20 protein-coding genes and 1 tRNA gene are annotated in these 24,514 nt (G+C 64.6%); 6 read left to right on the top strand and 15 right to left on the bottom strand.

What is annotated here, in order from left to right; translation table 11 throughout:
• Positions 1–102 precede the first annotated feature (102 nt).
• On the top strand, positions 103–1,446 hold the full coding sequence (locus tag BMX32_RS06320) for an ABC transporter permease (protein WP_089975747.1): 1,344 nt from the start codon (positions 103–105) through the stop codon (positions 1,444–1,446).
• Between the two features lie 6 nt (positions 1,447–1,452).
• Positions 1,453–2,634: an ABC transporter permease gene (locus BMX32_RS06315; protein WP_089975744.1), complete on the top strand. Its 1,182-nt coding sequence runs from the start codon at positions 1,453–1,455 to the stop codon at positions 2,632–2,634.
• A gap of 127 nt (positions 2,635–2,761) precedes the next feature.
• Here BMX32_RS06315 and BMX32_RS06310 read toward each other — a convergent pair whose 3' ends face one another.
• From BMX32_RS06310 to BMX32_RS06275, 8 genes are read right to left on the bottom strand one after another with little or no spacing between them, the layout of a single operon-like run.
• Positions 2,762–3,538, bottom strand: a complete 777-nt coding sequence (locus BMX32_RS06310; RefSeq protein WP_211664175.1) for a 3-keto-disaccharide hydrolase — start codon at positions 3,536–3,538, stop codon at positions 2,762–2,764.
• Positions 3,539–3,557: 19 nt separating this feature from the next.
• Positions 3,558–4,469, bottom strand: a complete 912-nt coding sequence (locus tag BMX32_RS06305) for a hydroxypyruvate isomerase family protein (protein WP_089975738.1) — start codon at positions 4,467–4,469, stop codon at positions 3,558–3,560.
• Positions 4,466–5,521, bottom strand: a complete 1,056-nt coding sequence (locus BMX32_RS06300; RefSeq protein ID WP_029213632.1) for a sugar phosphate isomerase/epimerase family protein — start codon at positions 5,519–5,521, stop codon at positions 4,466–4,468. Before BMX32_RS06300 ends, BMX32_RS06305 begins: the two co-directional genes overlap by 4 nt.
• 1 nt (position 5,522) lies before the next feature.
• Positions 5,523–6,113 carry a gluconate 2-dehydrogenase subunit 3 family protein gene (locus BMX32_RS06295; RefSeq protein WP_029213631.1) on the bottom strand — a complete coding sequence of 197 codons (591 nt, stop codon included), beginning with the start codon at positions 6,111–6,113 and terminating at the stop codon, positions 5,523–5,525.
• An 11-nt stretch (positions 6,114–6,124) separates the two neighbouring features.
• The gene (locus BMX32_RS06290) at positions 6,125–7,816 is read right to left on the bottom strand and encodes a GMC oxidoreductase (RefSeq protein ID WP_089975736.1); all 1,692 of its coding nucleotides are present in this window, start codon (positions 7,814–7,816) and stop codon (positions 6,125–6,127) included.
• Between the two features lie 9 nt (positions 7,817–7,825).
• Positions 7,826–8,701 (bottom strand): sugar phosphate isomerase/epimerase family protein, encoded by an 876-nt coding sequence (locus BMX32_RS06285; RefSeq protein ID WP_089975733.1) that lies wholly within the window; start codon positions 8,699–8,701, stop codon positions 7,826–7,828.
• Between the two features lie 18 nt (positions 8,702–8,719).
• Positions 8,720–9,925: a nucleoside permease gene (locus BMX32_RS06280; RefSeq protein ID WP_089975731.1), complete on the bottom strand. Its 1,206-nt coding sequence runs from the start codon at positions 9,923–9,925 to the stop codon at positions 8,720–8,722.
• The gene (locus BMX32_RS06275; protein WP_244511432.1) at positions 9,922–11,112 is read right to left on the bottom strand and encodes a Gfo/Idh/MocA family protein; all 1,191 of its coding nucleotides are present in this window, start codon (positions 11,110–11,112) and stop codon (positions 9,922–9,924) included. Before BMX32_RS06275 ends, BMX32_RS06280 begins: the two co-directional genes overlap by 4 nt.
• Positions 11,113–11,468: 356 nt before the next feature.
• Here BMX32_RS06275 and BMX32_RS06270 point away from each other — a divergent pair, with 356 nt between their 5' ends.
• Positions 11,469–12,512: a LacI family DNA-binding transcriptional regulator gene (locus tag BMX32_RS06270; protein WP_244511431.1), complete on the top strand. Its 1,044-nt coding sequence runs from the start codon at positions 11,469–11,471 to the stop codon at positions 12,510–12,512.
• Here the strand turns inward: BMX32_RS06270 and BMX32_RS18615 are convergent.
• Positions 12,509–14,089: a Gfo/Idh/MocA family protein gene (locus tag BMX32_RS18615; protein ID WP_089975725.1), complete on the bottom strand. Its 1,581-nt coding sequence runs from the start codon at positions 14,087–14,089 to the stop codon at positions 12,509–12,511. The two genes, BMX32_RS06270 and BMX32_RS18615, sit on opposite strands and share 4 nt — an antisense overlap.
• Positions 14,090–15,556: 1,467 nt before the next feature.
• Positions 15,557–15,632: transfer RNA gene (locus tag BMX32_RS06250), tRNA-Ile, on the bottom strand.
• A gap of 220 nt (positions 15,633–15,852) precedes the next feature.
• Between BMX32_RS06250 and BMX32_RS06245 the strand changes: the two genes are divergently transcribed.
• Together BMX32_RS06245 and BMX32_RS06240 are read left to right on the top strand one after the other, a co-directional pair.
• Positions 15,853–17,085, top strand: a complete 1,233-nt coding sequence (locus BMX32_RS06245) for a type II toxin-antitoxin system HipA family toxin (protein WP_211664174.1) — start codon at positions 15,853–15,855, stop codon at positions 17,083–17,085.
• A gap of 1 nt (position 17,086) precedes the next feature.
• Entirely contained in the window at positions 17,087–17,395 is a 309-nt protein-coding gene (locus BMX32_RS06240) for a helix-turn-helix domain-containing protein (RefSeq protein ID WP_089975713.1), read from the top strand.
• Positions 17,396–17,694: 299 nt separating this feature from the next.
• Here the strand turns inward: BMX32_RS06240 and rpoD are convergent, their stop codons facing one another.
• A complete protein-coding gene (gene rpoD, locus BMX32_RS06235; RefSeq protein ID WP_029213904.1) occupies positions 17,695–19,551 on the bottom strand; it encodes an RNA polymerase sigma factor RpoD in 1,857 nt (618 codons plus the stop codon).
• A gap of 182 nt (positions 19,552–19,733) precedes the next feature.
• On the bottom strand, positions 19,734–20,174 hold the full coding sequence (dtd, locus tag BMX32_RS06230) for a D-aminoacyl-tRNA deacylase (protein ID WP_089975710.1): 441 nt from the start codon (positions 20,172–20,174) through the stop codon (positions 19,734–19,736).
• A 68-nt stretch (positions 20,175–20,242) separates the two neighbouring features.
• Here dtd and BMX32_RS06225 point away from each other — a divergent pair, with 68 nt between their 5' ends.
• Positions 20,243–21,157 (top strand): LpxL/LpxP family acyltransferase, encoded by a 915-nt coding sequence (locus BMX32_RS06225; RefSeq protein ID WP_089975707.1) that lies wholly within the window; start codon positions 20,243–20,245, stop codon positions 21,155–21,157.
• On the opposite strand, the gene BMX32_RS06220 is transcribed toward BMX32_RS06225, so the two are convergent.
• The 3 genes from BMX32_RS06220 to BMX32_RS06210 form a co-directional block, all read right to left on the bottom strand.
• A complete protein-coding gene (locus BMX32_RS06220) occupies positions 21,132–21,455 on the bottom strand; it encodes a hypothetical protein (protein WP_089975705.1) in 324 nt (107 codons plus the stop codon). The two genes, BMX32_RS06225 and BMX32_RS06220, sit on opposite strands and share 26 nt — an antisense overlap.
• Positions 21,452–23,392: an ArnT family glycosyltransferase gene (locus tag BMX32_RS06215; protein WP_089975702.1), complete on the bottom strand. Its 1,941-nt coding sequence runs from the start codon at positions 23,390–23,392 to the stop codon at positions 21,452–21,454. The genes BMX32_RS06220 and BMX32_RS06215 overlap by 4 nt, the downstream gene beginning before the upstream one ends.
• 114 nt (positions 23,393–23,506) lie before the next feature.
• The gene (locus tag BMX32_RS06210) at positions 23,507–24,511 is read right to left on the bottom strand and encodes a glycosyltransferase (RefSeq protein ID WP_089975699.1); all 1,005 of its coding nucleotides are present in this window, start codon (positions 24,509–24,511) and stop codon (positions 23,507–23,509) included.
• Positions 24,512–24,514: the final 3 nt, after the last annotated feature.

Raw genomic sequence — 24,514 nt, 5'->3', positions numbered from 1 at the left:
CAATTGGGCTTGTGGGAACGTCTCGTGCGGATCATCCAACGTCCAATGCTTTGATGACCGCCCGTTGCCTGATGCAGTCAATATCGGGTTCTGTTCAATATCGTGAACAACGTCCTTTTCGGGAGAGTGCTTTTCGTGGCACTCCACTCGCTAAGCATCGCGAAGCACTCGTTGCGGCGCAGGCTGGCTAGTGCTGCGCTCATCGTGGCCACGATCGCGATCGGTGTTGGCGGATTCTGTGCGACGGGAAGCGGCATTGCCGTCCTTGGGGCCGATCCACTGGGCGGACGCGGAGCCGGCATCTATCACCCGCAGCTCGATTCCACTAGCAGCACGGTCGATGCCTCTATGACCGAACCTCCCGATGACCTCAACTTTCTCGACGCGCAGTCCGTCTTCAGGCTGGCTGAGGGATCGCCCCGTGTGATGACGTCTCAGAACTGGCTGCCACTCACAGGTAAGGGAGATGTTGGCGCGCTGGCGAGGATGGCGATCACCCGAGCTACCACACGCGATTTCTTCTCCATGTTCGGCGCTCGTATGCAGTACGGGGCGCCATGGACGGACGCGCAGGACTCGCTTCGGGATCGCGTGGTCGTGCTCTCGTCCAAGGCCAACGACGCCATCTTCGGCGGCACCGATAGCGTGGGCCGGGAACTGACGATAGCGACGAAGACCATGCGGGTGGTCGGTGTCCTGAAGCCATGGGACATTGTGCCGAAGATCTATGACCTCAACGATGGGCCGTATAGCGATTCCGAGGAGCTCTTCATTCCGTTCAGTACCTGGGTCGACCTTCCTCAGGATTACGGATTCGGACCCGTTCGCTGCATCGGTCCATTGAGCGAAGATGCCTATGGTCCGATGGACGATCACTGTACGTGGGTGCAGGTATGGGTGGCAATGAACCCAGCTAAAGCGTCGCTGTTTCGCGAAAAGCTGATTGCCTATTCCCTGGAGCAGCAACGATCCGGCCGTTATGGAAGACCGCCGAACACTCGCCTGCGCAACGTGCCCGAGTGGCTTCGATACAAGAACGTCGTTCCTCCCGGTGTGAGGGCGCAGTTTTTCGTGTCGCTAGGTGTGTTGCTCGCATGTCTCTTCACGGTAGCGGGACTGCAGGTCGTGTCGTTCCGTGGCCGCTTCCCTGAACTGGGCCTGCGTCGAGCGCTCGGCGCGTCCCGTCGGGCCATCATCCTTCAACTTGTCATCGAGGCTGGGCTACTCGGCTTCCTGGGCGGTCTGTTCGGTATCGCCCTCGGTTTCATCGGGGTCGGGCTTCTCCGGCTCTCCCCAGAAACGTACGCCAGCCATCTGAGCCTCGATGGGGGCGTTGTCGCAGCGTCCATCATGCTTGGCATTGCCGCGATGCTCGTCAGCTCGCTCGTGCCCGCGATTGTCGCGTCGGGGCATTCGCCGTACCGTCAAATGCAGGAAGCCGGTTGAGGTCACATGCACGTATTCAAAGCGCTACCTCGTCACTTCGGCATCGCTTCGATTCTGGTTCTGCAGATCGCGACTGTCGTCGCTGTCATAACGAATTGCATCTTCGTCATCGCCTCCACGATCTCGTCGGCGGTGGAGGCGATCGGTATCGACGAACGAGGAATCGGTGTCATTCAGAGTATCGGCGTGATCGGAAGCGGAGGCACCGGAACACAAGCGAACAATCTGGTCGCGCTGGCAGCGCTCCCCGGCGTCACGCACGCTGCCTTTGGTGCGGTGCCGCTTCACGCAGGGAACTACGTCAGCCTTAGTAGCGATGATGCGGCGGTTGGCACGGTGCGGGTAGCGGTTTACCGCGGCGCCGGTGATTACCAGGGCGTGCTCGGGGTCGAGCTCGTGGAAGGTAAGGGTATCGACGAGGGCATGCTTCCGGACGCTACGTCGGATAACCCCGAATGGCCAGCCGTCATCAGCCGAAGCCTTCGGCAAGCGCTCTTTGCGGACGGGCGCGCCGTGGGACGGCTCATGCGTGCGGGAACGCAGCGGTATCGCGTCGTCGGCGTCATGCGTGACGTCGTTTCCGCACTGCCTGCGCAAGCGAAGGACCGAATGACGATGCTGATCGCCAAACGCGCCGCCGACGCGGACATCGGTGGGTACTACCTTGTACGAACGTCGCCGGGACAGGTGGGTCGTGCATTGACGAGCGCGCTCGCAAAGCTGCGCGAGCTTAACTCGGGTCATGTGCAGCCATTCTCGAGATCGTTTGAGGAATTGCGGGCGAAACAGGCGAGCAAGGCCAACGCGCTGGCCTATGCACTGGCCTGTGTCGTCATGGTTCTCTGCGTCATCACCGCCATCGGCATCGGCGCGCTGACTGCGCACTGGGTGCGCCAGCGTCGTGTATCGATTGGCATCCGACGGGCCTTGGGTGCCAGGTCGTCGGACATACTTGCCTACTTCCTGATCGAGAATGCTTCGCTGGCCTCTATCGGTGTCGGTCTCGGGGCGGTTGCTGCCGTGGGCATCAATCGCATCGGAATGGCGAGACTCGACCTCGGCCTCATCTCGCCGTCGATAGTGCTGGCGTCATCTGTCGGGGTGCTGCTGGTTTCGCTTGCGTGCGCCTTCTATCCGGCGTTACGCGCCTCTCGCATCTCACCGGCCGCGGTCATGCGGTCGCTTTAGGGTTGCGCCTTGCACGTGCCCCGTCTGCTCCGCAGTCTCACCGCAATGCGTGTACTGGACGGGTTCATGGCGGCGGTCATGGTCCGCCTCGCCGCCATGCTCTTGTTTCCTACGTGCGCCTGCCCGCTCAGTTCAGCGGACGCACCCAGATGTTACGGAAGCTGAGGGGCTCGGAGTGATCGCCGTGTGCCTGCAGCTTGATCGGGGCGTCGGTGTACGCCTTGTACTTGGGCTTGCCGATGTAGAAGGTTTCGCCGGTGAGTTCGGTGTGGTTCTGCACGAGCACGCCGTTGTGGAACACCGTGACGTACGCGGGCGACTTCACCGACCCGTCGGCGGCGAACACCGGTGCGGTCCAGACGATGTCGTAGGTCTGCCAGTCGCCCGGGCGACGCGCGGCGTTCACGAGCGGTGCCGTCTGCTTGTAGACGCTCGCGGCCTGGCCGTTGACGTAGGTCTTGTTCTCGAACGAATCCATGATCTGGAGTTCGTAACCTTCATCGCCCGGGCCGGTGGACGCGAGGAACACACCGCTATTGCCACGGCCCTGGCCTTCACCCGTGATGTTCTTCGGGATCTGCCACTCGAGATGCAGCTGGTAGTCGCGGAAACGCTGTTTCGTCTGAATGTTGCCGGTGGTCTTGTCGACGGTGACGATGCCGTCGTGCACCTTCCACCGCGCCGGCGAATGATCCTTCGACATCTCCCAGCCGGCGAGATCGCGACCGTCGAAGAGCACCACCGCGTCGGACGGCGGTGCGCTGTCCTTCGATCCCGGTGTCACCACCTTGGGCACCGGTTCCCATTTTTCCGTGGCCTTCGGATCGTCCTGCGCGGACGCAGTCGACGTAGCGGCGATCGCAAGAGCGGATAGAGCGAGGACTTTCGGGATGGAGCGCGTCATGGGCATTCCTGTCTAAGGGTCAGACCGAGCAGATCTTGAATGCTTCGGCGAACGATTCGAAGGGGTCGGCGTGCGTCGGCATGAACTCGTGCGCGATGAAGCCCTGGTACTTCAGGTCGGCGATGGCCGTCGCGACGGCGCGATAATTGAGTTCCTGCGTGCCGTCGATCTCGTGACGACCGGGTACGCCGCCGGTATGGAAGTGACCGATCCACTGGATGTTGTCGCGGATGGTACGGATCACGTCGCCTTCCATGATCTGCATGTGATAGATGTCGTAGAGCAGCTTGACGTTGGGCGAATTGAGCCCCTTGGTCACGGCCACGCCGAACGCGGTGTGGTCGCCCTGGTAACCGTGGTGATCCACCTTGCTGTTGAGCAGCTCGAGGCAGAGCGTGATGCCGTTCTCCGCCGCGTAGGGCGCGATCTTCGACAGGCCGGCGATGCAGTTGTCGATGGCGCGCTGATCGTCGATGCCCGCTTTGCGGTTGCCGAACATCGTGATGATGTTGGTCACGCCGGCACGCTTCGCGAGCGGGATCGTCGTCTCGATTTCCTTGATCAGCTGGGCGTGGTTCGCCGGATCGTTGAAACCGAACTCGATGAGGTTGTCGCGCTTGGCGGGATACCCCATCGACACCGCCATGCCGTGGTCCGTGACCACCGACCATTCGTCGGCATAGAGCAGATCGACGCCGACGAAGCCGATGGCCTTGAGACGCTTGCACAGCTCGGGGAGCGGCGCCTTGGACGTCCACCGGCTCAGCGACTGCTTGAGGCGTCCGGGACCTGCGGGGCCCGCGGGGGCCTTGCCCGGCAACGTGCCCGCCGAGGCGATCAGCGGCGCGGCGGCGATGACGGCGGCGGCGGTCGCGAGATGACCGAGCGCGCTGCGGCGGCCGGTGTCGAGAGAATTATCCGATGCGGTCATTCGAGTCCCAGAATCGTGCGGTTGAAGGCGCGGTCGCTGCCGCTCGATGCGAAATCGTCGAAGGCGCGTTCGGTCACCTTGATGATGTGGTCGCGAATGAAGGGTGCGCCTTCCATCGCGCCCTGCTGCGAATCCTTGATGCAGCACTCCCACTCGAGGACCGCCCAGCCGGGGTAGCCGTACTGCGCGAGCTTGCTGAAGATCGCGGTGAAATCGATCTGGCCGTCGCCGAGCGAACGGAAACGTCCCGGGCGGTCGACCCACCCCTGATAGCCGCCATACACGCCCGAGCGTCCGTTGGGGCGGAACTCGGCGTCCTTCACGTGGAAGGCGCGGATGCGCTCGTGGTAGTTGTCGATGAACTGCAGGTAGTCCATCTGCTGCAGCACCATGTGGCTCGGATCGAACAGGATGTTGGCGCGCGGATGATGGTCGACCGCGTCGAGGAACCGCTCGAACGTGGCGCCGTCGTGCAGGTCTTCACCCGGGTGCAGTTCGTAGCAGACGTCGACGCCGGCCTCGTCGAACGCGTCGAGGATCGGCTTCCAGCGCCTGCCGAGTTCCGCGAAGGCTTCTTCGACCAGGCCCGCCGGGCGTTGCGGCCACGGGTAGAACAGGTGCCACGCCAGCGCACCCGAGAACGTGGCGTGCGCGGTGAGGCCGAGGTTCCTGCTCGCGACGGCCGCCAGCTTCAGCTGCTGTACCGCCCACTCCTGCCGCTGCTGCGTATGACCACGCAGCGCCGGCGGCGCGAAGCCGTCGAAGAGCCGATCGTAGGCGGGATGCGACGCGACCAGCTGGCCCTGCAGATGGGTGGACAGCTCGGTCACCACCAGGCCGTGCTCGGCGAGCGTGCCGGCGATGTCGTCGCAATACGTCTTGCTCGCCGCGGCCTGCTCGAGATCGAACAGGCGACGGTCGTTAGATGGGATCTGCACGCCCACGAAACCGAGCGACGACGCCCAGCGCGCGATGTCGGGCAACGTGTTGAACGGCGCCTCGTCCGACGCGTACTGGGCGAGGAAGATGCCGGGGCCCTTGAGAGTCTTCATGTCAGATCTTCAGCGACGTCTCGACGGCCCAGGCCTTGCCGTTACCGGCGTCCTTCAGCGGGATGTCGCCGTGCCATGCGCCAGGAACCGGGGCGTACTGAAGCACCTGCGTGCAGCCCGGCTGGGAAAGGAAGAAGCCCATCATCGTGAGCTTCTTGCTCATCATCACGAAGTCGGCGGCGGGTGCCGGCGTGGTGCCCTTCGGCGCGGCGAGCGCTTCGGTGTGCAGCTTCGTGACCAGCGCCTTGCGCTGGGCTTCGTCGAGCTGGAGGAAGGGCTTGCCCCCCGCCTTGTCGAACGCCGCCATCGCGGTGACGTAACGCGTCTGCTCTTCCTTGGTGTACGCAGCGAAGAACATCTGGTCGATGAAGAGCGGCACGCCCGCGTCGACGGCACCCGGGGTGTCGGTACGCGGAATCATGATGTCCGCCACGGCGCCGACGAGCGTGTACTGCGCCGGATTGAGGAACTGAGGCTTCGTACCGGGCTTCTGCGACGCGGCATGCGCGTCGAACACGGCCAGCAACGACGGGCCCGCGATGGCACCGACGGCCAGCACGGACATGTTTTTCAACCATTCGCGACGATTCATGGGCGTGATCCTCAGACGTTGCCGCGCTTGAGTTCTTCCACGGCGTGGTTGGCCGCGCGAGCGGTCAGCGCCATGTAGGTGAGGGACGGATTCTGGCAGCCGGACGACGCCATCGCCGAGCCGTCGGTCACGTAGACGTTCTTGCAGGCGTGCATCTGGTTCCAGCCGTTGAGCACCGAGGTCTTCGGATCGCGACCCATGCGCGCCGTGCCCATTTCATGGATGCCGGCGCCGACGTTGGCCTTCATGCTGAACGAGCCGACGTCGCGGTAGCCGGCAGCGGTGAGCATCTCCACGGCGTCCTCGATGATCGCCTTGCTCATCATCAGTTCGTTTTCCTGATGCGCCGCGTCGAAGTTGAGGATGGGCAGACCGTACTTGTCCTTGTGGTTGCGATCGAGCGTCACGAAGTTCTTGTGCGACGGCAGCATCTCGCCGAAGCCCATCATCGACACGTACCAGGGACCCGGCGCCTCCGCGGCCTGCTTCAGATCGGCACCCAGCAGCTGTTCCTGCACGAGGCGCGTCCAGTCCTGGCGACCCGCGCCGCCCTGGAAGCCGAAGCCACGCAGGTACTTCTGCTTGTCGGTGCCGACGTTGCGGTAGCGCGGGATGTAGAAGCCGTTCGGGCGGCGACCGGAGTAGTAGCGGTCCTCATGGCCGTCGACCATGGCGCGCGCGCCGGTGCCGAACAGGTGGTCCATGATGTTGTGGCCGAGTTCGCCACTGTCGTTGCCGAAGCCGTTCGGGAAGCGGGTCGAGGTCGAGTTGAGCAGGATCTGCGCGGTGCCGAAGGTCGACGCGCACATGAAGATGACCTTGGCGAAGTACTCGGTCTGGTGGCCGGTCTCGGCGTCGAGCACGCGCACACCGGTGGCCTTGCCCTTGTCGTTGTCGTAGATCAGTTCGTACACGATGGCGTTGGTCACCATCGTCATGTTGCCCGTGCGCTCGGCCGACGGCAGCGTCGACGAGTTGCTGCTGAAGTAGCCGCCGTACGGACAGCCGCGCATGCACAGGTTGCGGTACTGGCACGTACCGCGCTGCGGGCTCTGGTCGTGCTTGAGGGGGGCGGACAGGTTGGCGGTGCGGCCGATGATCAGCTTGCGGTTGAACTTGCCGTCGAGCTTGCTCTGGAAATCCTTCTCGACGCAGTTCAGGTCCATGGGCGGCAGGAAGTCGCCGTCCGGCAGCTGCGCCAGGTGATCGGCGTTACCGCTGACGCCGATGAAGTGTTCGACCTTGTCGTACCACGGGGCGAGATCTTCATAGCGGATCGGCCAGTCGACGCCCACGCCCTCCTTGCCGTTGGCTTCGAAATCCATCGGGCTGAGGCGATAGCTCTGGCGTCCCCACATCAGCGAGCGACCGCCGACGTGATAGCCACGGAACCAGTCGAACGGCTTGGTTTCTTCGTACGGATTGTCGATGTCGTCGGCGAACCAGTGCTTGGTGGACTGGGTGATGCCGTAGAACGAAGGACGCGTGTGCTTCGGCCAGCGCGCGATGTCCGCCTGCGTCGGTTCGTCGCCGTAGGGCAGCTCCCACGGATTCTTCATCGCGGTCGGGTAGTCGCCATGCTTCACCATCGGGCCACGATCGAGCACGAGCGTCTTCAGGCCCTTCTCCGTCAGCTCCTTGGCGGCCCAGCCACCACTGATGCCGGTACCGACGACGATGGCGTCGTATGTGTTCTTTTCCATGCGTGTTCCTCAGCGCAGCGGGCGCAGGTAGTCGTAGTCGACGCGGGCGGCGTCGAGGGAGCTCATACGGGCGAACGGGCCTTCCTGTTCGACGAAGCAATGCTTCAGGCCGGAGGCATCGGCGGCCGCCATGATCGGTTTGTAGTCCAGCGTGCCGCGGCCGAGTTCGGCTCCCGGATAGTCCTTGGCGTTACCCGGCAGGAAATCCTTCGCGTGCATCAGCGGAATACGGCCCTTGTTCGCCGTGAAGTAATCGGCAGGATTCTTGCCACCCGCGTGCACCCAGCCGCAGTCGAGTTCGAACTGCACGAGTTTCGGATCGGTTTCCGCGAGCAGGACGTCGAAATAGGTCTTGCCGCCGCCGACATCGGTGAATTCCGCATGGTGGTTATGATAGGCGTATTGTAATCCCGCCTTTTTCGCCCTTTCCGCGAGCCGGTTGGCGTATTCGGCCGTCCGCTTGGCGTCGTCGAGCGTATAGGTGATGTCGCCCGTCGCGCCCTTTTCCTTGTGCATGATCGCCGGCAGCATGCTGCTGACGATGAACGTCGCGCCAAGCGTGTGCGCGGCGCCGATACCCTTGTCGAAGCCGAGGCTGTCGAAGTGCATGCTGGGGCAGGCGAGACCGGCCTCCTTCAGCTGGTCGCGCAGCGTTTCGGCCGTGGTGGTGACGATGGCCTCGATCTCCGCGTAACCGATCGACTTCAGCGTCTTGAGCGTGCCGACGGGGTCTTTCTGGTAGGCGTCGAGCACCATGTAGAGCTGGATGCCCATGGTCTTGTTCTTCGACGCGGCGGCGAGGAGCTTCGCGGGTGTGCCGATGCCAAGGCCGAGGACGGCGCCCGCCATGGCGGAGCGCGCGAGGAATTGCCTGCGAGACAGCATGAATCGTTCTCCCTGGAATCAGTTGGCGCGAGCGGCGGGCGCGGTGGCCACCGACTTGCGGTCCTTGAACATCACGACGAACAGTACGAAGACGAACGCGGCGAATCCGCCGGCGATCAGCCAGATCGATGTCCAGTCGTGTGCCGACTCGCCCTTCGTATAGGCCTGCACCACGGCGCCGGACAACCACGAGCCGACGAACATGCCGAGGCCGTACGTCAGGAAGGTGATGAGGCCCTGGGTCGCCGCGCGCAGCGCCGGCGGCGCCTCGCGGTCGATGTAGATCTGGCCCACGACGAAGAAGAAGTCGAAGCAGATGCCGTGGAGGATGATGCCGAGCCAGAGCATCCACATCATGCTGCCGGCGTCGCCGTAGGCGAACATCGTGTAACGGATCACCCATGCCAGCATGCCGACGGCAAGCATCCACTTCACGCCGAGGCGGCGGAAGAACCAGGGGATGAGCAGCATGCAGAACAGTTCGGACATCTGCCCGCCGGTCATCTTGCCGGCGGCGTTGACCACGCCGACCTCGTTGAGGAAGAGGTTGGTGAAGGCGTAGTAGAACTGGAGCGGGATGCAGATCAGGAACGATGCCAGCGCAAACACGGCCATCGAACGATCGCGGAGCAGGTGGATCGACTCGAGCGGCAGTGCGTGCTTCAACTCGAAGCGCGTGTTGCGCGCGAGGGGCGGCGTGGCGGGGAGCGTGAAGCAATAACCCGCCATCACGACCGACAGGCCCGCGGCCAGCAGCAGCGGCGACGCTGTGGCTTCCACGCCCCAGGCGCCCACGATCAGGCCCATCACGATCCAGCCGATGGTGCCGAAGACGCGGATGGCACCGAATTCCTGCTCGGGATTCGAGATGTGGCGCATGGCCAGCGCGGCGGTCAGCGCCAGCGTCGGCATGTAACAGAGGCTGTAGGCGAGCAGGGCGGCGTAGACCAGCGCGAAAGAGGTCTGCTGCGCGGCGACCACGAGCAGCACGGCGCCGAGGACGTGCAACGCGGCGAGCACCTTGCGCGTGTCGAACAGGCGATCGGCGAGCAGGCCCACGAACAGCGGCGAGATGATCGCGCCGACGGCGGTGGTACCCGCGACGGCACCGATTTCCGTGCCGGTGAAATGCAGCGTCTTGCCGAGCCAGGTGCCGACCGTGACGTACCACGCGCCCCAGATCGCGAACTCGAACAGCATCATGACTCTAAGGCGCCATTTCATCCGCGTTTCCTCGTTGTGCGTTTGGTTTCGAGAGGGTCTGTGACCGGTTGCCACACGCCACCGGCGGCATGGCTCCTGAGCATCGCGTCGACCAGAAGGCTGTTGCGGTAGCCGTCGGCGAACGTGGGCAGCGCGATCGGCTTCGCGTCCGCGCGGGCATCGCGACGGATCCACGCATAGGCGTCGGCGATGATGTTGCGGAACGCATCCGCCCAGGCTTCGGGGTGACCCGCGGGCAGGTGGGCGTAGCCTCGTGCGGTCGGATCCATGAGCGCGGGATCGCGCGTGAGGACCGTGTTCGCTTTGGCGTGATGGCCGAGCCACAGTTCGTTGGGCTGTTCCTGGCGCCACGCGATCGACCCTTCGCGTCCGTTGACCTCGAGGCGCAGATCGTTCTTGTGGCCCGGAAGCACCTGACCGACCGTGACGCAGCCACGCGCCCCGTTGTCGAAACGAAGCAGCACGCTGGCCACGTCTTCGCTGGTGATCCTGCGTTTCTTGCCGGGCGCCTTCGCCTTGCCCGCGAAGGCCTTAGCCGCGGTATCGGGAACCTCGCGTTCGGCGACGACGGTATGCAGGTCGGCGAGGACTTCGACGATGCGTGCGCCCGTCACGTGCTCGGCCAGGTCGCACCAGTGCGAGCCGATGTCGCCGAGCGCCGAGCTCGCACCGCCCAGCTTGGGATCCAGGCGCCAGGTGTACGCGCGCTCGTCGGTGAGCCAGTCCTGCAGGTAGCAGCCATGCACGAACACGCTCTTGCCGATCTTTCCCTTGGCGATCATCGCGCGCGCCTGCTGCACGAGCGGATAGCCACGGTAGTTGAACGTGACGACGTGCGCGAGGTTCGCGTCGCGCGCGGCTTCGTAGAGCTCGCGCGATTCCTCCATCGTCGCCGCGAGGGGCTTGTCGGAAATCACGTGCTTGCCGGCGCGCAGCGCCGCCAGGGAGACTTCGCGGTGCAGATGATTGGGCGTGGTGTTGTGCACCACGTGCACGGCGGGGTCGGCCAGCAGTTCGCGGTATCCCGCATAGGCCCGGCCGGCGTTCAGCTCGCGCGCCCGTTTCTTCGTGGATTCGAGGCTGGAGCCGGCGATGCCGATTACCTCGACGTTGCCCAGACGACGCACGGCATCGAGATGATGCGCGGCGATGAAGCCGGGGCCGACGAGTCCCATGCCGAGCGTCATCGGACTTTCTTCCTGGCGCTTGTCGAGATCGACTGGCTTGCCATGTTTTCCCCCGACGGACTCGATGCCGCCGAAAATGTATTCGATTACATCCGCGTGGGGTCGGGACCGGAGGTCCGTCTCCTGCGTGGCGTTCGTTGTTTTCCCCAGGCGACTTGCGGGTAACGCGCCCTAGACATGCCAAGATATGTATCAGATGGGTGAAGAGGCCTGCAACGGTTTTATGTAATCCATTACATTGCAGTGCAGCATTGAAGGTGTCCTCGGCAGGTATCGATCAGGGCGCGGCGGAATCAGAGAGGGATGGAACGGGCGTGAGTGCTGGGGATTCGAAGCGAAACGGGCAGGGAGAGAAGGTGCAACATACCGATGTTGCGCCGCAGCCCACACGCGTGCGTACGGTGAAGGAAATCGCCGCGATCGCCAACGTCTCCGTTGCCACCGTGTCGCGCGCCTTGCAGCGGCCCGAGCTCGTGAGCGAGGAAACGCGCGAGCGCATCCACGCGGTCGTGAAGCGTCTTGGCTACACGCCCAATGCGATGGCGCGCAATCTGCGCACCGCGCGCACGCGGCTGATCGTGGCATTGCTTCCCGACATCACCAACCCGTTCTTCTCGGAAGTGATCCGCGGCATCGAGCACGTCGCCTACGAGAATGGCTATTCCGTGCTCCTGGGTGAGACGCAGAGCAATCTCGTGCGCGAACAGGCGTATGCCGACATGGTCGCGGCGCGCCAGGCGGACGGCATCATCACGATGTTCCACCGCGTGCCGCCTATCCCGATCGATGGACGTCTGCCGCTGGTCAACGCCTGCGAGTACGTCAAGGACAGCGCCATCTCCAGTGTCTACGTCGACAACGTCGCGGCGGCCGCGGCCGCCGTGGATTATCTCGTGACGCTGGGCCACCGCGACATCGCCTTCGTCGCCGGACCCGCGTCGAGCCCCATCTGCGTCGATCGCGAGCAGGGCTACCACCTCGCGTTGCAGCGCGCCGGCATCGCCGCCGACCCCGCGCTGACCGCGGTCGGGGACTTCTCCATCGAAGCGGGCGAGCGCGCGGTGGAGCTGTTCCTGTCGCAGGGACGGTCCTTCAGCGCGCTCTTCTGTTCCAACGACGAAATGGCCATCGGTGCGATGCGCGCGCTGATCTCGCGCGGGTTGCGCATTCCCGAAGACGTCTCGGTGGTCGGCTTCGACGACATCCGTTACTCGCGCTACACCTCGCCACCGCTGACGACCGTGTCCCAGCCGAAGAACGCGCTGGGTCGCGAAGCCATGACGATGCTGATCGAGATACTCAACGAGCCGGACGTGCCGCCGCGCAAGCGCGTGCTGTCGGCCGAGCTGGTCGTGCGCGGGTCCACCGGACCCGCGACACGAGGTGTCGACAGCGTTTAGAGCGTCCAGCCCTTGCGGTAGTCGCGCTGCAGGAACTGATTGGCGTCGGGCTTGTTGGTGATGCGCATGTTCGCCGCGTCGTACTCGATCCGGCCGCCAGCCCGCAGGGCGACGACGCCCAGCAGCATGATTTCCGTGAGCTTCGCGGCATACGGGAACGGCGACGACGCTTCGGCCTTGCCCTTGCAGGCATCCACCCAGTTCATTTCATGCGATGTCTTGATGCGTGCGACCGTCTGCGGCGGCTTTCCCACCGAGTCGTGCAACGACTTCGGCAACAGGCGCGGATTCTCGCCATAGGTTTCATGCACGAGCTTGCCCTTCGAACCGACGTAGAGCGTGCCGCCGTCCGGCATCTGACCTGCGCCGAGCGCTTCGAGCCCGGGCGGCACGAGTCCACCGTCGTACCACGTGAGCTTGACCGGCGGCATGTCGCCGCGCGCGGCGAAGTCGAAATGCGTTTCGGTGGCCATGGGGTACGACACCTTATCGAACGGCGTCGAAACGGTCTCGATGGACGTCGGAAGACCAAGGTTCAACGACCAGAACGGCGAATCGAGCAGATGCGCGCCCATGTCGCCGATGGCACCGACGCCCCAATCCGTCCAGCCACGCCAGTTGAACGGGTGATAGACCGGGTGGTAATCGACGACCGGGCCGGGGCCCAGGAACAGGTCCCACTCCAGACCCTTCGGCAGCGGATAGTTGCCCGCCATGGCGTTCGCGAGGCGAGCCGTCACGGCATTCATGTCCCAATCCGCCGGACCCGGCGCAGGTACCTTGACCGGGCGAGGAATGCCCTGCGGCCAATACGCGAGCGGACGATTCGTCCACGCATGCACTTCGCGCACTTCGCCGATGGCGCCGGCCGCGATGTAATCGTTCACCAGTCGGGCATCGTCGGAGGAATGGCCCTGATTGCCCATCTGCGTGACGAGCTTGGGATTGTCGAGGGCCTTCTTCGACAGGAAGCGCGCCTCGTGGATCGACCACGTCAGCGGCTTCTGCAGGTACACGTGCTTGCCATGGCTCATCGCCGCGCTGGCGATCGTGGCGTGGAGGTGATCGGGCGTGGCGATGACGACCGCGTCGATGTCCTTCTGCTCTTCGAGCATCCGGCGGAAGTCGGTGTAGCGCTTGGCCTTGGCGTACTGCACGGAGAGCTGCTTGGTCAGCTCGATTTCCTGCTGCAATTTGAGGCGCTTCGCGCCCGGCGGCATCTTGTCGAGCCGCGCCTGCGACGGGCCGATATCAGCGAACGCCTTCTGGAAGGAGCGATCGGTATAGCCCCAATCGACGTCGCAAAGCGCGACGATGTTTTCGCCCGCCAGCGCGCGCATGTTGCTCTTGCCCATGCCACCCACGCCGATGCCGGCGATGTTGAGGCGATCACTGGGGGACACGTGGCCTACGCCGCCGAGGACGTGGCGGGGCACGATCAGCAGGCCGGTGGCGGCAAGCGCCGAGCCCGCGATGAAGTTGCGGCGCGACAGGCTGACGCTAGCCTGCGGGGCGGCGGGCTTCGCCTCAGCATTGGGCGTGGCTTGCTTGGTATCGATCTTCGATTCGTCGGTCATGCGCGCTGCGATCTCCGTCTGGGTATCAGAAAGCGTAAGGACTCGGACGGGCGAAGATACGTCTAGACTGCTATTCGAAAGGACACGCTGTCCCCCGCCGCCCACTCCGGCATCTTGGGATAGTAGTCAATCTGGGAGAATTCGCTAGGGTTGATGTGGCGAGTTGCGCGAAAGGGGATGTGGGTCGCGTTTATCTGTGCCAGAAGTCATTGCGTCCGCAAGACGAAACCACGTCAGGTGCTGCGCTTTCGTGATCTGTTCCTCCAGGCCAAGGTTCTCCATGGCCATGTTTTGCGATGACGCCTGTTCGCACGGATAGTGAGGTGCCCGCGAGCACCTTGGTGCCCGGCCTCTCCATTCCCTGGTTCGGTTTTCGGGTGGGCTCGGTATGCGCCGGACAAGCTCCGAACGTATGCATTCGAACCTTGACCCACGGACTTTCAGAACGATCACTGGTGCGGCTGCTGAGGGCAGGGCAGGTCAGCACATCGTCACCGCCTGGCATTGCTTACGCCCCGCTAGACGCGAGATAGATAAAGTTGGCTATCAGAAGAACGAACGCGATGATCAGGCCCAAACCGGCAACCCTGGCTGCCCAGATCAACGTCCTGAGGGTCATCGAATGTCGGTCCGTGCCATGGACTGATATCCAAGGGAAGAACAGCTTCACCTGCATAAAATACGACCGATGCAGGATAAGTCCCCGGGGCGATTCAGAAGCAAAGAAGGCGTCTACCGCGCGTTTGTCATGGCGAACAGCGAAGCGAACTACCAAGGCCAGAACTAAATGCGCCCATAAGAACACGTTCATCACCATGGCAAGCACGAATATTGAGGTTGGTGCCTCGTGCATAGGCGCGGATGCTCATCGTTAAAATAGTGGTTAAGGTTACAGCGCTGGTCTTCGATTTTGCGCGGCGCTGGGCAGCGAGTTGCGACGGTGGGACACACCAGAGACAAATCTCTGAGGCGCCTTTTGTTGCGGAGAGACCGACCAATTTTGAAGAGCCAACCCAAGGCAGTCCTCAGCGCCTGGTTCAGCGGTATATCGATCGAAAATTCGGCATAGCTACAGGCTAGGGCATGCGACCTAGCGGCGAGCGTGGAGAACTGCCTTGTTTCATTCAGTCGACCTCGCAGAGCGGCCAGGTCGTCGCTGTGAGAAACATATGATCGGGGAACGCCGCGCCGAACTTCTGCCTCTACCATCGATGCGAAACGTCCGATCAGCAGCCGGGTCGGTCATCGCGCGCCCCAACTTATCGGACGTCCGCGATAGTTTGTCTGCTTAGGCCCAACTTATGTTGGATCGCGCAGCGCCGACATTTGGTCAACTCAACATAACTATGGTCGGTTAAGCGCCATACTCTGACGTCCGGACAGAATATGCTTGTACATCCACTTTAATGTGCCCAATGCGGCCACTTTATGGTTTCCCGCATATGCGTGGAAGCGGCTTGAGTCGATTGGTGGGCCCACCAGGATTCGAACCTGGAACCAAGGGATTATGAGTCCCCTGCTCTAACCGTTGAGCTATAGGCCCGCGTGCGGGCGGGAAGTGTAGCGAATGGGGCGGCGGGTGTCTGTCGGGCACCGCGTTCGTGCCCGGACGATCCAAGGTTGGGGCCGAATGCTACGAATGCACGCACAACTATCATAACTAAGCTGGACGGCCGGCCTATATGTGATACAAATGCGTGCATATGGACACGCCAGTCGACCTCGAAGTCTTCATCGCCGGCCAATGGGTCGATGCGGCGTCCGTGGAACTGCGGTCCGCCGTCGAGCTTGGGTGGTCTGCGGCGACCGAGACACAGTACGGCACCCTCTATGTGGTAGAGCACGATGGGCGCGTCGATGCGGCGGCGTTGAGTGTCAACGTGCCCGTTTCCTTTGAAGGACTTCGGGCGGCCACCTGGCCTCCCTTCCTCATGGACCTGCTCCCTCAGGGCTACGGTCGGCAGGAGCTGCTGCGTCAGCTTGGCCTGCCGGAGACGGCCACCGCCACGGCGGACTGGCAGCTCCTGATGGCCGGCGCGGGCAACCCCATCGGCAACATTCGCGTGCGTCAGGCCGCCGAGCGGCTGCGGGGTCACGCGCTGACCGATCGGCGGGGATTCACCGAAGGCGAGGTGATCGATCGCGGCGAGGTCTTCTCGGAATACCTCGCGACGCATGGCTTGTTCGTCGCCGGTTCTTCGGGTGTGCAAGGCGAGTGGCCGAAGATTCTGCTTGCCGAGGGGCGCGATGGGCTTTTCTACCTCGACCATGCGTTGCCGGACGAAGACACCGCGGGCCATTGGCTGGTGAAGTTCGCACGCGGCTCCAACGAGGCGCTGGCGACGATCCTTCGGCTCGAGGCGCCGTACATGGCGCTCGCGCGACATCTCGGCCTGCACGTGCAAGGTGAGATGCGAGGCACCGCACGTACCCTCTTCATTCCCCGGTTCGATCGTGAGGTCGTCGGTCATGACGTGCGCCGTTATGCGCAGGAAAGCGTCGCCTCCCTTTGCGGCCTTGCAGGCTTCGGCCTGCGGCTCACGCACAACACGGTGTGCGAACGATTGGCCGCCGTATGCACGCATCCTTCGCGCGACGTCGCTGAATACCTTCGCCGCGATGTCGCCAACGTCGTGTTGGGCAACAAGGACAACCACGCGAGAAATACCGCGATCCAGCGCCGCGAGGATGGATTCATCGGCCTCACGCCCTTGTTCGACTTCGTGCCCATGATGCTGCACCCCGACGGCATTCCGCGACTTACCCGCTGGGAGAACGACGACGACGGCGGGTATCCGCGCTGGGCCAGCGTCGCCGCTCAGGCGGCATCGGCGAGCGGCATCGATCAGGGCTTACTGGTCGATGCCTTGCGAAAGATGGTCGAGCCACTTCAGACCCTGCGCAAACGTGCATTGGAGATCGGTGTCGACGCCGCCGTCATGGATATGCAGCGAGCCGCCATCGATGATGTCATCGCGCAGCTGAGGGTGCTCTGAGATGGACAAGCGTTTTGCCGCACAGACGAAGCGCGAAGAGATCGAGGCCAGGCGTGCCTTGCTCGACGACATCGACGCGCATCCCAGTCGCACCATCCCCGAGGTCATCCGGCTCGTTCGAACCGCGCTGCGTCTGACGATTCCCGAGTACGCGAAACTCTGTGGCGTCTCCGCACGCGGATTGCAGGACATCGAACGTGGTGTCCGGAGCCCGACGCTCGACACGGTCGCGAAGTTGCTTCGCCCTATGGGCCTTCGTGCCGGCGTATTCACTCGGCAGGCCATCGAGCGGATCGAAGAGAAAAAGTAACGTTTGTCTCGCGTGGTGTTGCGGATGTCGCCGGCGGGCTGGCTCCCGTCGGGGCGGGAGCGTGTCGCGATAACCGATTGCATCGCCGTGGATACCGGCGTTCGCCGGTATGACGGTGAGGGGTGTTGGTGGTTGCGCGATGGTTGCACACGCGCACATCTGCAAGGACGCCTCGGTCACCGTGGGGACGTACCCCGGCTCGCTCGCACCACCGCGCCAGTGATGGCAACGTCGAGCCCGAACATAAAAAAACGCCCGCTTGCGCGGGCGTTTTTCAGATCACCACCTACCCACCGATATCAGTCGATATCGAGGAACGAGCGCAGCGTTTCCGAGCGGCTCGGGTGACGCAGCTTGCGCAGGGCCTTGGCTTCGATCTGACGGATGCGCTCGCGGGTGACGTCGAACTGCTTGCCGACTTCCTCCAGCGTGTGATCCGTGTTCATGTCGATGCCGAAGCGCATGCGCAGCACCTTGGCTTCACGCGGAGTGAGGCCGGCGAGGACGTCGCGCACGGTTTCCATGAGACCCGTTTCGGTCGCCGACTCGATGGGCGAGCTGGCGTTGGTGTCTTCGATGAAGTCGCCAAGATGCGAATCTTCGTCGTCGCCGATCGGGGTTTCCATGGAGATCGGTTCCTTCGCGATCTTCAGGACCTTGCGGATTTTGTCTTCCGGCATCTCCATTTCCTTCGCCAGTTCTTCCGGCGTCGGCTCGCGGCCGAACTGCTGGAGCATCTGGCGGGAGATGCGGTTGAGCTTGTTGATCGTTTCGATCATGTGCACCGGAATACGGATGGTGCGGGCCTGATCGGCGATCGAGCGGGTGATGGCCTGACGGATCCACCACGTCGCGTACGTGGAGAACTTGTAGCCGCGGCGGTACTCGAACTTGTCCACGGCCTTCATCAGGCCGATGTTGCCTTCCTGGATGAGATCGAGGAACTGCAGGCCGCGGTTGGTGTACTTCTTGGCGATGGAGATGACGAGACGCAGGTTGGCCTCGACCATTTCCTTCTTCGCGCGGCGGGCCTTGGCCTCGCCGACGGACATCGCGCGGTTGATTTCCTTGATGTCGGTCAGCGGCAGGTAGAGCGTGCGCTCGATCTGCGCGAGCTTCTCCTGCTCGCCGTCGATCTGCTCGCGGAAGTTCTTGATGTTCGGCGACCACTTCTGGCGCTTGCGCGACAGTTCGGCGGCCCACTCGAGGTTGCCTTCGTTCGACGGGAAGCTCTTCAGGAACTCGGCGCGCGGCATCTTCACGTGCTTGACGAAGATGTCCATGAGCACGCGCTCGTGGTGACGGATGTCGTTCACCACTTCGCGCAGCTTGCGCACGAAGCTGTCGATCAGCGCCGACGGAAGCTTCAGGTTGAGGAAGGCTTCCGACATCTGCTCGCGGATCTTGGCGACCTTCTTGTCGTTGATCTCGGCCTTCGGCGCCGCCTTCTGGAACTTCTGGTGGAGCGAGCGCAGTTCTTCCATGCGACGCTTCACTTCTTCCGGATCGGGACCGGTCGGGCCGGCTTCCTCTTCCTCGGCGGCGGCCTCGGTCTCGTCGTCGTCGTCCACGGCATCGGTGTCGACGGCGGCGTTATCGGCTTCGGCCTGCGCGGCGTCCGCGGCTTCCTCGAGGTCGGCGAACCCGGCGAGAATTTCGGACAGGCGGCGCTTGCCCTCCACGTGCTGGTCGTATTCCTCGAGCAGCAGCTGGATGGTCAGCGGGAAGCTGGCGAGCGCGGTCTGGACCTGGCCCAGGCCTTCTTCGATGCGCTTGGCGATGGCGATTTCGCCTTCGCGGGTGAGCAGCTCGACGGTACCCATCTCACGCATGTACATGCGGACGGGATCGGTGGTGCGGCCCACCTCGGCGTCGACGGCCGACAGCAGCGCCACGGCTTCTTCGGCCGCGGACTCGTCGTCGTTGCTGGTACCCGGCGCGGCGCCGTCGGAGATCGTGTCGGTGTCGGGTGCGGAATCGTGGACTTCGATGCCGACGCCCTTGAGCACCGCCATGATGTCTTCGATCTGCTCCGGATCGACGATGTCGTCGGGCAGGTGGTCGTTGATTTCGGCGTAGGTCAGGTAGCCCTGCTCCAGACCCTTGGAGATGAGCTGTTTGATTTCAGACTGTTGCTCGTGAGCTTTATTAGTCATGCCGACCGCCGCGGGTTACAGGAACCGATCAGTATAGTCATTTGATGATTTTTTGACCAGTTTTCAAGTGGATCGGGCTCATCGGGGCGACGCAAGAATCGCGCCAGACGACGTGTCCGGGCGGATTCCGGGGCAGGCCCGGTGAGGGAAGGGTAGGGGCGGATCGCCCCCGCAGGGACGCCTCAGCGCACCTCCAGACGGAAGGTGACCGGGCCATCGTTGATCAGATGAACCTTCATATGGGCCCCGAAGCGGCCGGTTTCCACCCCCGGCTGCGCCTGCCGTGCCAGCTCGACCAGACGGTCGAACCAGCGCCGGCCCTCGTCGGGCGGCGCGGCGGTGGTGAAACTGGGGCGCATGCCCTTGCGGGTGTCGGCGGCCAGCGTGAACTGGCTCACCAGCAGGAGGCCGCCGCCCATGTCGGACAGGGCGAGGTTCATCTTGCCGTCGGCATCGGAGAAGACGCGGTAGCCGCGGAGGCGCTCGACCATGCGCCGGCACTGGGCCTCGCCATCGCCGGGCTCGACGGCCACGAGCGCGAGCAGGCCGGCGCCGATGGCACCCACCGTTTCTTCGTCGACCTCGACACGCGCGGATTCGACCCGCTGGATCAGAGCAATCATGGAAGCCTTAGCGGCGGCTGGCGGCCAAGCTTAATGCGCCGGGGCGACGGAGCGTTACACTTCGCCGAATGCGCCCGGACATCTACCTCCTCTACCTGCTGCTCAGGCTGGTCAGCCTGCTTCCCCTGCGGACCGTGCACGCCGTCGGCGCCTGGATCGGCCGCCGGTCGCTTCGCTCGAACTCGCGCAGCGCGCGGTTCAGCGCGGTGAACCTGCGGCTTACCCGGCCCGGGCTCGACGACGCGTCGCGCAACGCGCTGCTTCGGCAGACCATGGAAGAGTCGGGCAAGTCGGTCACCGAGGTCGCCGCGATCTGGGGCGGCGGGGCCGAGAAATCGCTGGGCCTGGTGCGCGAGGTCGTCGGCGGCGAACTCTTCACCGAGGCGCTGGCCTCCGACAAGGGCGTGATCGTCGCGGCGCCGCACCTCGGCTGCTGGGAGCTCCTCAACTACTGGCTGTGCAGCCAGACGCCCATGGCGATCCTCTATCGTCCGCCACGCATCCACGCCATCGAGGCCCTGCTGCGCAAGGTGCGCGGCAAGCTGGCGCCCGAGCAGGTACGCGCCGAGGGTGCCGGGGTCCGCACGTTGTTCAAGCGGCTGGGCGCGGGCGGTACGGTGGGCATCCTTCCGGATCAGAAACCGCGCGAGGGCGAGGGCGAATTTGCGCCGTTCTTCGGCGTGGACGCGCTCACGATGGTGTTGTTGCCGCGGCTCGCGGCGCGCACCGGTGCGACGGTGCTCTTCAGCTTCGCGGAACGCCTCCCGGACGGCGCGGGGTTCCGTATCCACGTGCTTCCCGCGCCCGAGGGCGTGGACAGCGCCGACCTCAAGGTGGCCTGCACCGCGCTCAACCGGGGCGTGGAGCAGTGCGTGGAGCGCGCGTTCCCGCAGTACCAGTGGCACTACAAGCGCTACACGGCGCACGACCGGCCGGATCCTTACAAGGTGAAGGACCCTAACGCGGGCGCGAAAGCCTGTTGAGGAAGACGGTCATTTCCTTCGCGGCCTGCACGTCGCCGCGACGGGTGGCCGCCTCGATGCCCGACGTCCACGCCGCGGCCGCGCCGGCTTCGTCGTCGACGGCGAGCAGGCTCTTGCCCAGCAGCTTCCACGCGGCGGAGTAGCTGGCATCGAAGCCCAGCGCGTCGCGGAAGCACTGGGCCGCTTCGGCATAGGTGCCTTCGCCGAGCAGGGCGTTGCCGAGCGAAAAACGCAACAGCGCACCGTCGCGCGGTCCGCCGACCTGCGCACGCAGGCGCTCGACGAGCGAGTCGCTCATCGAGCCGCCGTCCGCGTGCGCCAGTAATCCTGCGGATAGAGCAGGGTGGGCTGGCGCGGCTCGGGCGGCACGCGGCCGTCCTGCAGCGCGTCGAGCGTGGCCGCGTCCCAAATCATCAGCCAGCCGGTGCGCGAGGGCTGGATCAGCCGTGCATAACGGAAGGCGTCGGCCGGCGGATGCTTCGCGTACGAGACGATCACTCCATCCGGATGGTGGCGGGCGAAGTCGTTGAGGCTGTCGCCGTCGCGCACCACGTCGTCGTCGTCGTCCGCCGGCGCGCCCATGCCGGGCAGGACGTTGATGCGGGCGATCGGCTGCATCAGCCGTCCGGCGAAGTGGTACTGGCCGTTGTACGAGGTGCCGAGGTTGCCGATCGGCCGGCCCGCGGCGTCGGCCTGCGCGAGGAACAGCGAGGCCGGCACCAGGTCGTAGCGATACCAGAGCCCCAGGGTGAACAGCGCATTGAGCGCCACCGTGCCGATCAGGCCGGCGAACGCCAGTCGGCGCATCTCGCCACGCCCGCGCAGGAGGAGCAGCGCGCCGAGCACCACGAAGATCACGCCGAAGAAGCGCGCGTAAGGTGCGACGCCCGTCAGCCAGATGTTGTCGGGGAATCGGGTGGGCACGATCCACGGCATCACGAACAGGAGGATCGCGAGCAGGAACGCGCCGATCGACAGCGGCCACGTGCCCAGCGCGTAATGCGTGGCGAGACCCTTGTGGCGTTCGCGCAGATCGGCGACCGACGCGGCGACCAGCATCGTGGCACCGGCGAGTTCCGGCATCACGTAGTAAAGCTGTTTGCCGGTGATCAGCGAGAACGTCAGCAGCGTGGGCAGCAGCCAGGCGACGAGGAAGCGCAGCCCCGGTTCGAGCGGCTGCCGCATGAGCACGACGAAGACGGGGACGATGACGAGGATCACCAGCACCTTGTCGAGCCAGCCCGGGAATCCGCCACCCGCCGCGGACACCAGCGACAGCAGCAACGCCACGCCGGCGACGATCAGCGACACGCCGGTGCCCGTCGGCCAGGGCCGGCGGAACAGGGTGGTGGGCACGGCCACGATGCCGCGCAACCAGCCGCTCAGCGGAAAGAGCAGCACAGGCAGGAAGACGAGGTAGTACCAGGCCGGGCGTGCATGGTTCTGCAGGTCCTGCGCGTGCGTGTCGACGACGCGGCCGGCGGTCTGGGTGAAGAAGAGTCGCTGGCGATAGGCCTCGCCGCCGGCCTCGCCGGCGGGGATGGCCCACGCGATCAGGAGCGCGAAACCGATCAGCAGGCCGAGTACGCCGAAGCCGTACCAGCGGGCCTTGTTCTGTCGCGCCCAGTCGTTCCAGAGCGGGCCGAGCAGGAGCGGGAACAGCACGTGTACCGCCATCACCGGACCCTTCGTGAGCAGGCCGGCACCGACCATCAGGCCGAAGAGCCACCAGCGAGGCGAGGCACGCGTGGCGGTGGGCGTGAGGCAGAGCAGCGCGGCCAGCACCCAGACGCCGAGGAGCACCTCGTACATGATCTGCAGGCCGAACAGGAACGAGTACGCCAGCGCCATGAAGAGCCACGGCGTCGCCTTGGCCACCCACGGACGCGACGGGAACAGTCGGCTGGCAAGCACCGAGGCGAGCACGAGCTGCACGCCACCGACGATGACCTCGAGGATCCGCGGCCAGATGTCGCTGACTCCGAACACCGCCCAACCCGCGTGGATCATCCAGAAAAGCAGCGGCACCTTCTCGCTGTAGGGCTCGCCGTTGATGTGCGGCACCAGCCAGTGACCGTGCGCCCACATCTCCCACGCCACGGCGAGCGTGCGGGTCGAGAACATGGGCATCGGGCCATGCGCGAAGATCGCGAGCAGGGCCATCGCCGCCCACAACGGCAGCCACGGCCAGAGGGCGCGGAGGTGTTCCGATCGGGTATAGGCGCTGTTGGACAAGGGCGGCGTCACCGTTAAAGGTTCATGAATTCTAAACGCAGCATTCCGGGAAAGGCTGACGTCAGTCGTACAGGCTGTGTCGTCGCGGCCGTGTCGAGACCGTGACCGGGCGGTTCAGCGCGGGCGCAGCAGATCGTCGATCGCCCGGCCCAGACGCGCCGGGAAACCGTCCTGGTTCGTTTCGTACCAGCGACGGGCCGCTCCCCCGAGCGCCTCCACGTCGCTGTCGGACATCCGCATCGCGTGCTCGACGCAGGCCTCGAGGGCTTCCTCGTCGAACTGCCACAGCGTCGCGGCGTTCATCGTGCCGTTTTCGCGCGCCGCCACGCGGATGCCGCGCTCGTCCGTCACCAGCTCGTTCATCGGTGCGCCGTCGGTCGCGAGCACCACCGCGCCGCAGCTCATCGCCTCGACGATGTAGTGGCCCCAGCCCTCGGCTTCCGAGAGGCACAAGTGGAAGCGGTGCGTGTTCTGCAGGCGCCGGACGTCTTCGATGTCGGCGACGAACGTGATGCGATGGTCGATGTTCGGCGCCGTCGTCGGCCGGTCGTCTGCCGCGACATGGGGCGACTGGTAGAGGTGCAGCGTGGGCCACTCCGGATGCCGGCGCCATACGGCGAGCAGGCGCTCGGTGCCCTTCATCCGGCTGCCGCCGGCCAGGTGCAGGAACTCGCGGTCGCGGGGTACGCCTTCGCGGCGGCAGTCCGTGCTGACGAAGCCGATCTTCGCCGTGGACAGGCCTTCGGCGTCGAACGCCGCGCGCGCGCTTTCCGTCTTGCAGAGGATGCCGTCGAACCGGTGCAGGTGGCGGCGGTCGCGCCGGCTGAGCCATTCCGGGTTCGGCACGAACGCGTTGCGACGCGACATGCGCAGGTAGGCGGGATGCACGTGCTCGATCGTGAGGCCGAGGTCGTAGCGCCGGGGCCCGCGACCCGTCAGCCAGCGAAGGCGCATGGCGAGTATCGCCCACCATGCACGCCACGGCAGACCGTGCGCGCGTCGGGGCGTGCGACTCACGGTGACTTCGTGGCCCAGCTCGCGCAGCGCCGTTTCGAACAGGCGGCTGTCGTGCGTGAGGCCCCTGCCGTTATCCCACGCGATGAGATGGATCGATGCCATGGA

This window comes from Luteibacter sp. UNCMF331Sha3.1, assembly GCF_900109915.1.
In the GTDB taxonomy this organism is placed as follows: Bacteria; Pseudomonadota; Gammaproteobacteria; order Xanthomonadales; family Rhodanobacteraceae; genus Luteibacter.
Note: the sequence above shows the minus strand (reverse complement) of the source record. Positions and strands in the feature narration are given on the sequence as shown.

Bases quoted from the DNA above. Each gene is read 5' to 3' on its own strand.
- BMX32_RS06315 (WP_089975744.1), top strand. From the start codon at position 1,453: ATGCACGTATTCAAAGCGCTACCTCGTCACTTCGGCATCGCTTCGATT.
- BMX32_RS06310 (WP_211664175.1), bottom strand. From the start codon at position 3,538: ATGACGCGCTCCATCCCGAAAGTCCTCGCTCTATCCGCTCTTGCGATC.
- BMX32_RS06305 (WP_089975738.1), bottom strand. From the start codon at position 4,469: ATGACCGCATCGGATAATTCTCTCGACACCGGCCGCCGCAGCGCGCTC.
- BMX32_RS06300 (WP_029213632.1), bottom strand. From the start codon at position 5,521: ATGAAGACTCTCAAGGGCCCCGGCATCTTCCTCGCCCAGTACGCGTCG.
- BMX32_RS06295 (WP_029213631.1), bottom strand. From the start codon at position 6,113: ATGAATCGTCGCGAATGGTTGAAAAACATGTCCGTGCTGGCCGTCGGT.
- BMX32_RS06290 (WP_089975736.1), bottom strand. From the start codon at position 7,816: ATGGAAAAGAACACATACGACGCCATCGTCGTCGGTACCGGCATCAGT.
- BMX32_RS06285 (WP_089975733.1), bottom strand. From the start codon at position 8,701: ATGCTGTCTCGCAGGCAATTCCTCGCGCGCTCCGCCATGGCGGGCGCC.
- BMX32_RS06280 (WP_089975731.1), bottom strand. From the start codon at position 9,925: ATGAAATGGCGCCTTAGAGTCATGATGCTGTTCGAGTTCGCGATCTGG.
- BMX32_RS06275 (WP_244511432.1), bottom strand. From the start codon at position 11,112: ATGACGCTCGGCATGGGACTCGTCGGCCCCGGCTTCATCGCCGCGCAT.
- BMX32_RS18615 (WP_089975725.1), bottom strand. From the start codon at position 14,089: ATGACCGACGAATCGAAGATCGATACCAAGCAAGCCACGCCCAATGCT.
- BMX32_RS06240 (WP_089975713.1), top strand. From the start codon at position 17,087: ATGGACAAGCGTTTTGCCGCACAGACGAAGCGCGAAGAGATCGAGGCC.
- rpoD (WP_029213904.1), bottom strand. From the start codon at position 19,551: ATGACTAATAAAGCTCACGAGCAACAGTCTGAAATCAAACAGCTCATC.
- dtd (WP_089975710.1), bottom strand. From the start codon at position 20,174: ATGATTGCTCTGATCCAGCGGGTCGAATCCGCGCGTGTCGAGGTCGAC.
- BMX32_RS06225 (WP_089975707.1), top strand. From the start codon at position 20,243: ATGCGCCCGGACATCTACCTCCTCTACCTGCTGCTCAGGCTGGTCAGC.
- BMX32_RS06220 (WP_089975705.1), bottom strand. From the start codon at position 21,455: ATGAGCGACTCGCTCGTCGAGCGCCTGCGTGCGCAGGTCGGCGGACCG.
- BMX32_RS06210 (WP_089975699.1), bottom strand. From the start codon at position 24,511: ATGGCATCGATCCATCTCATCGCGTGGGATAACGGCAGGGGCCTCACG.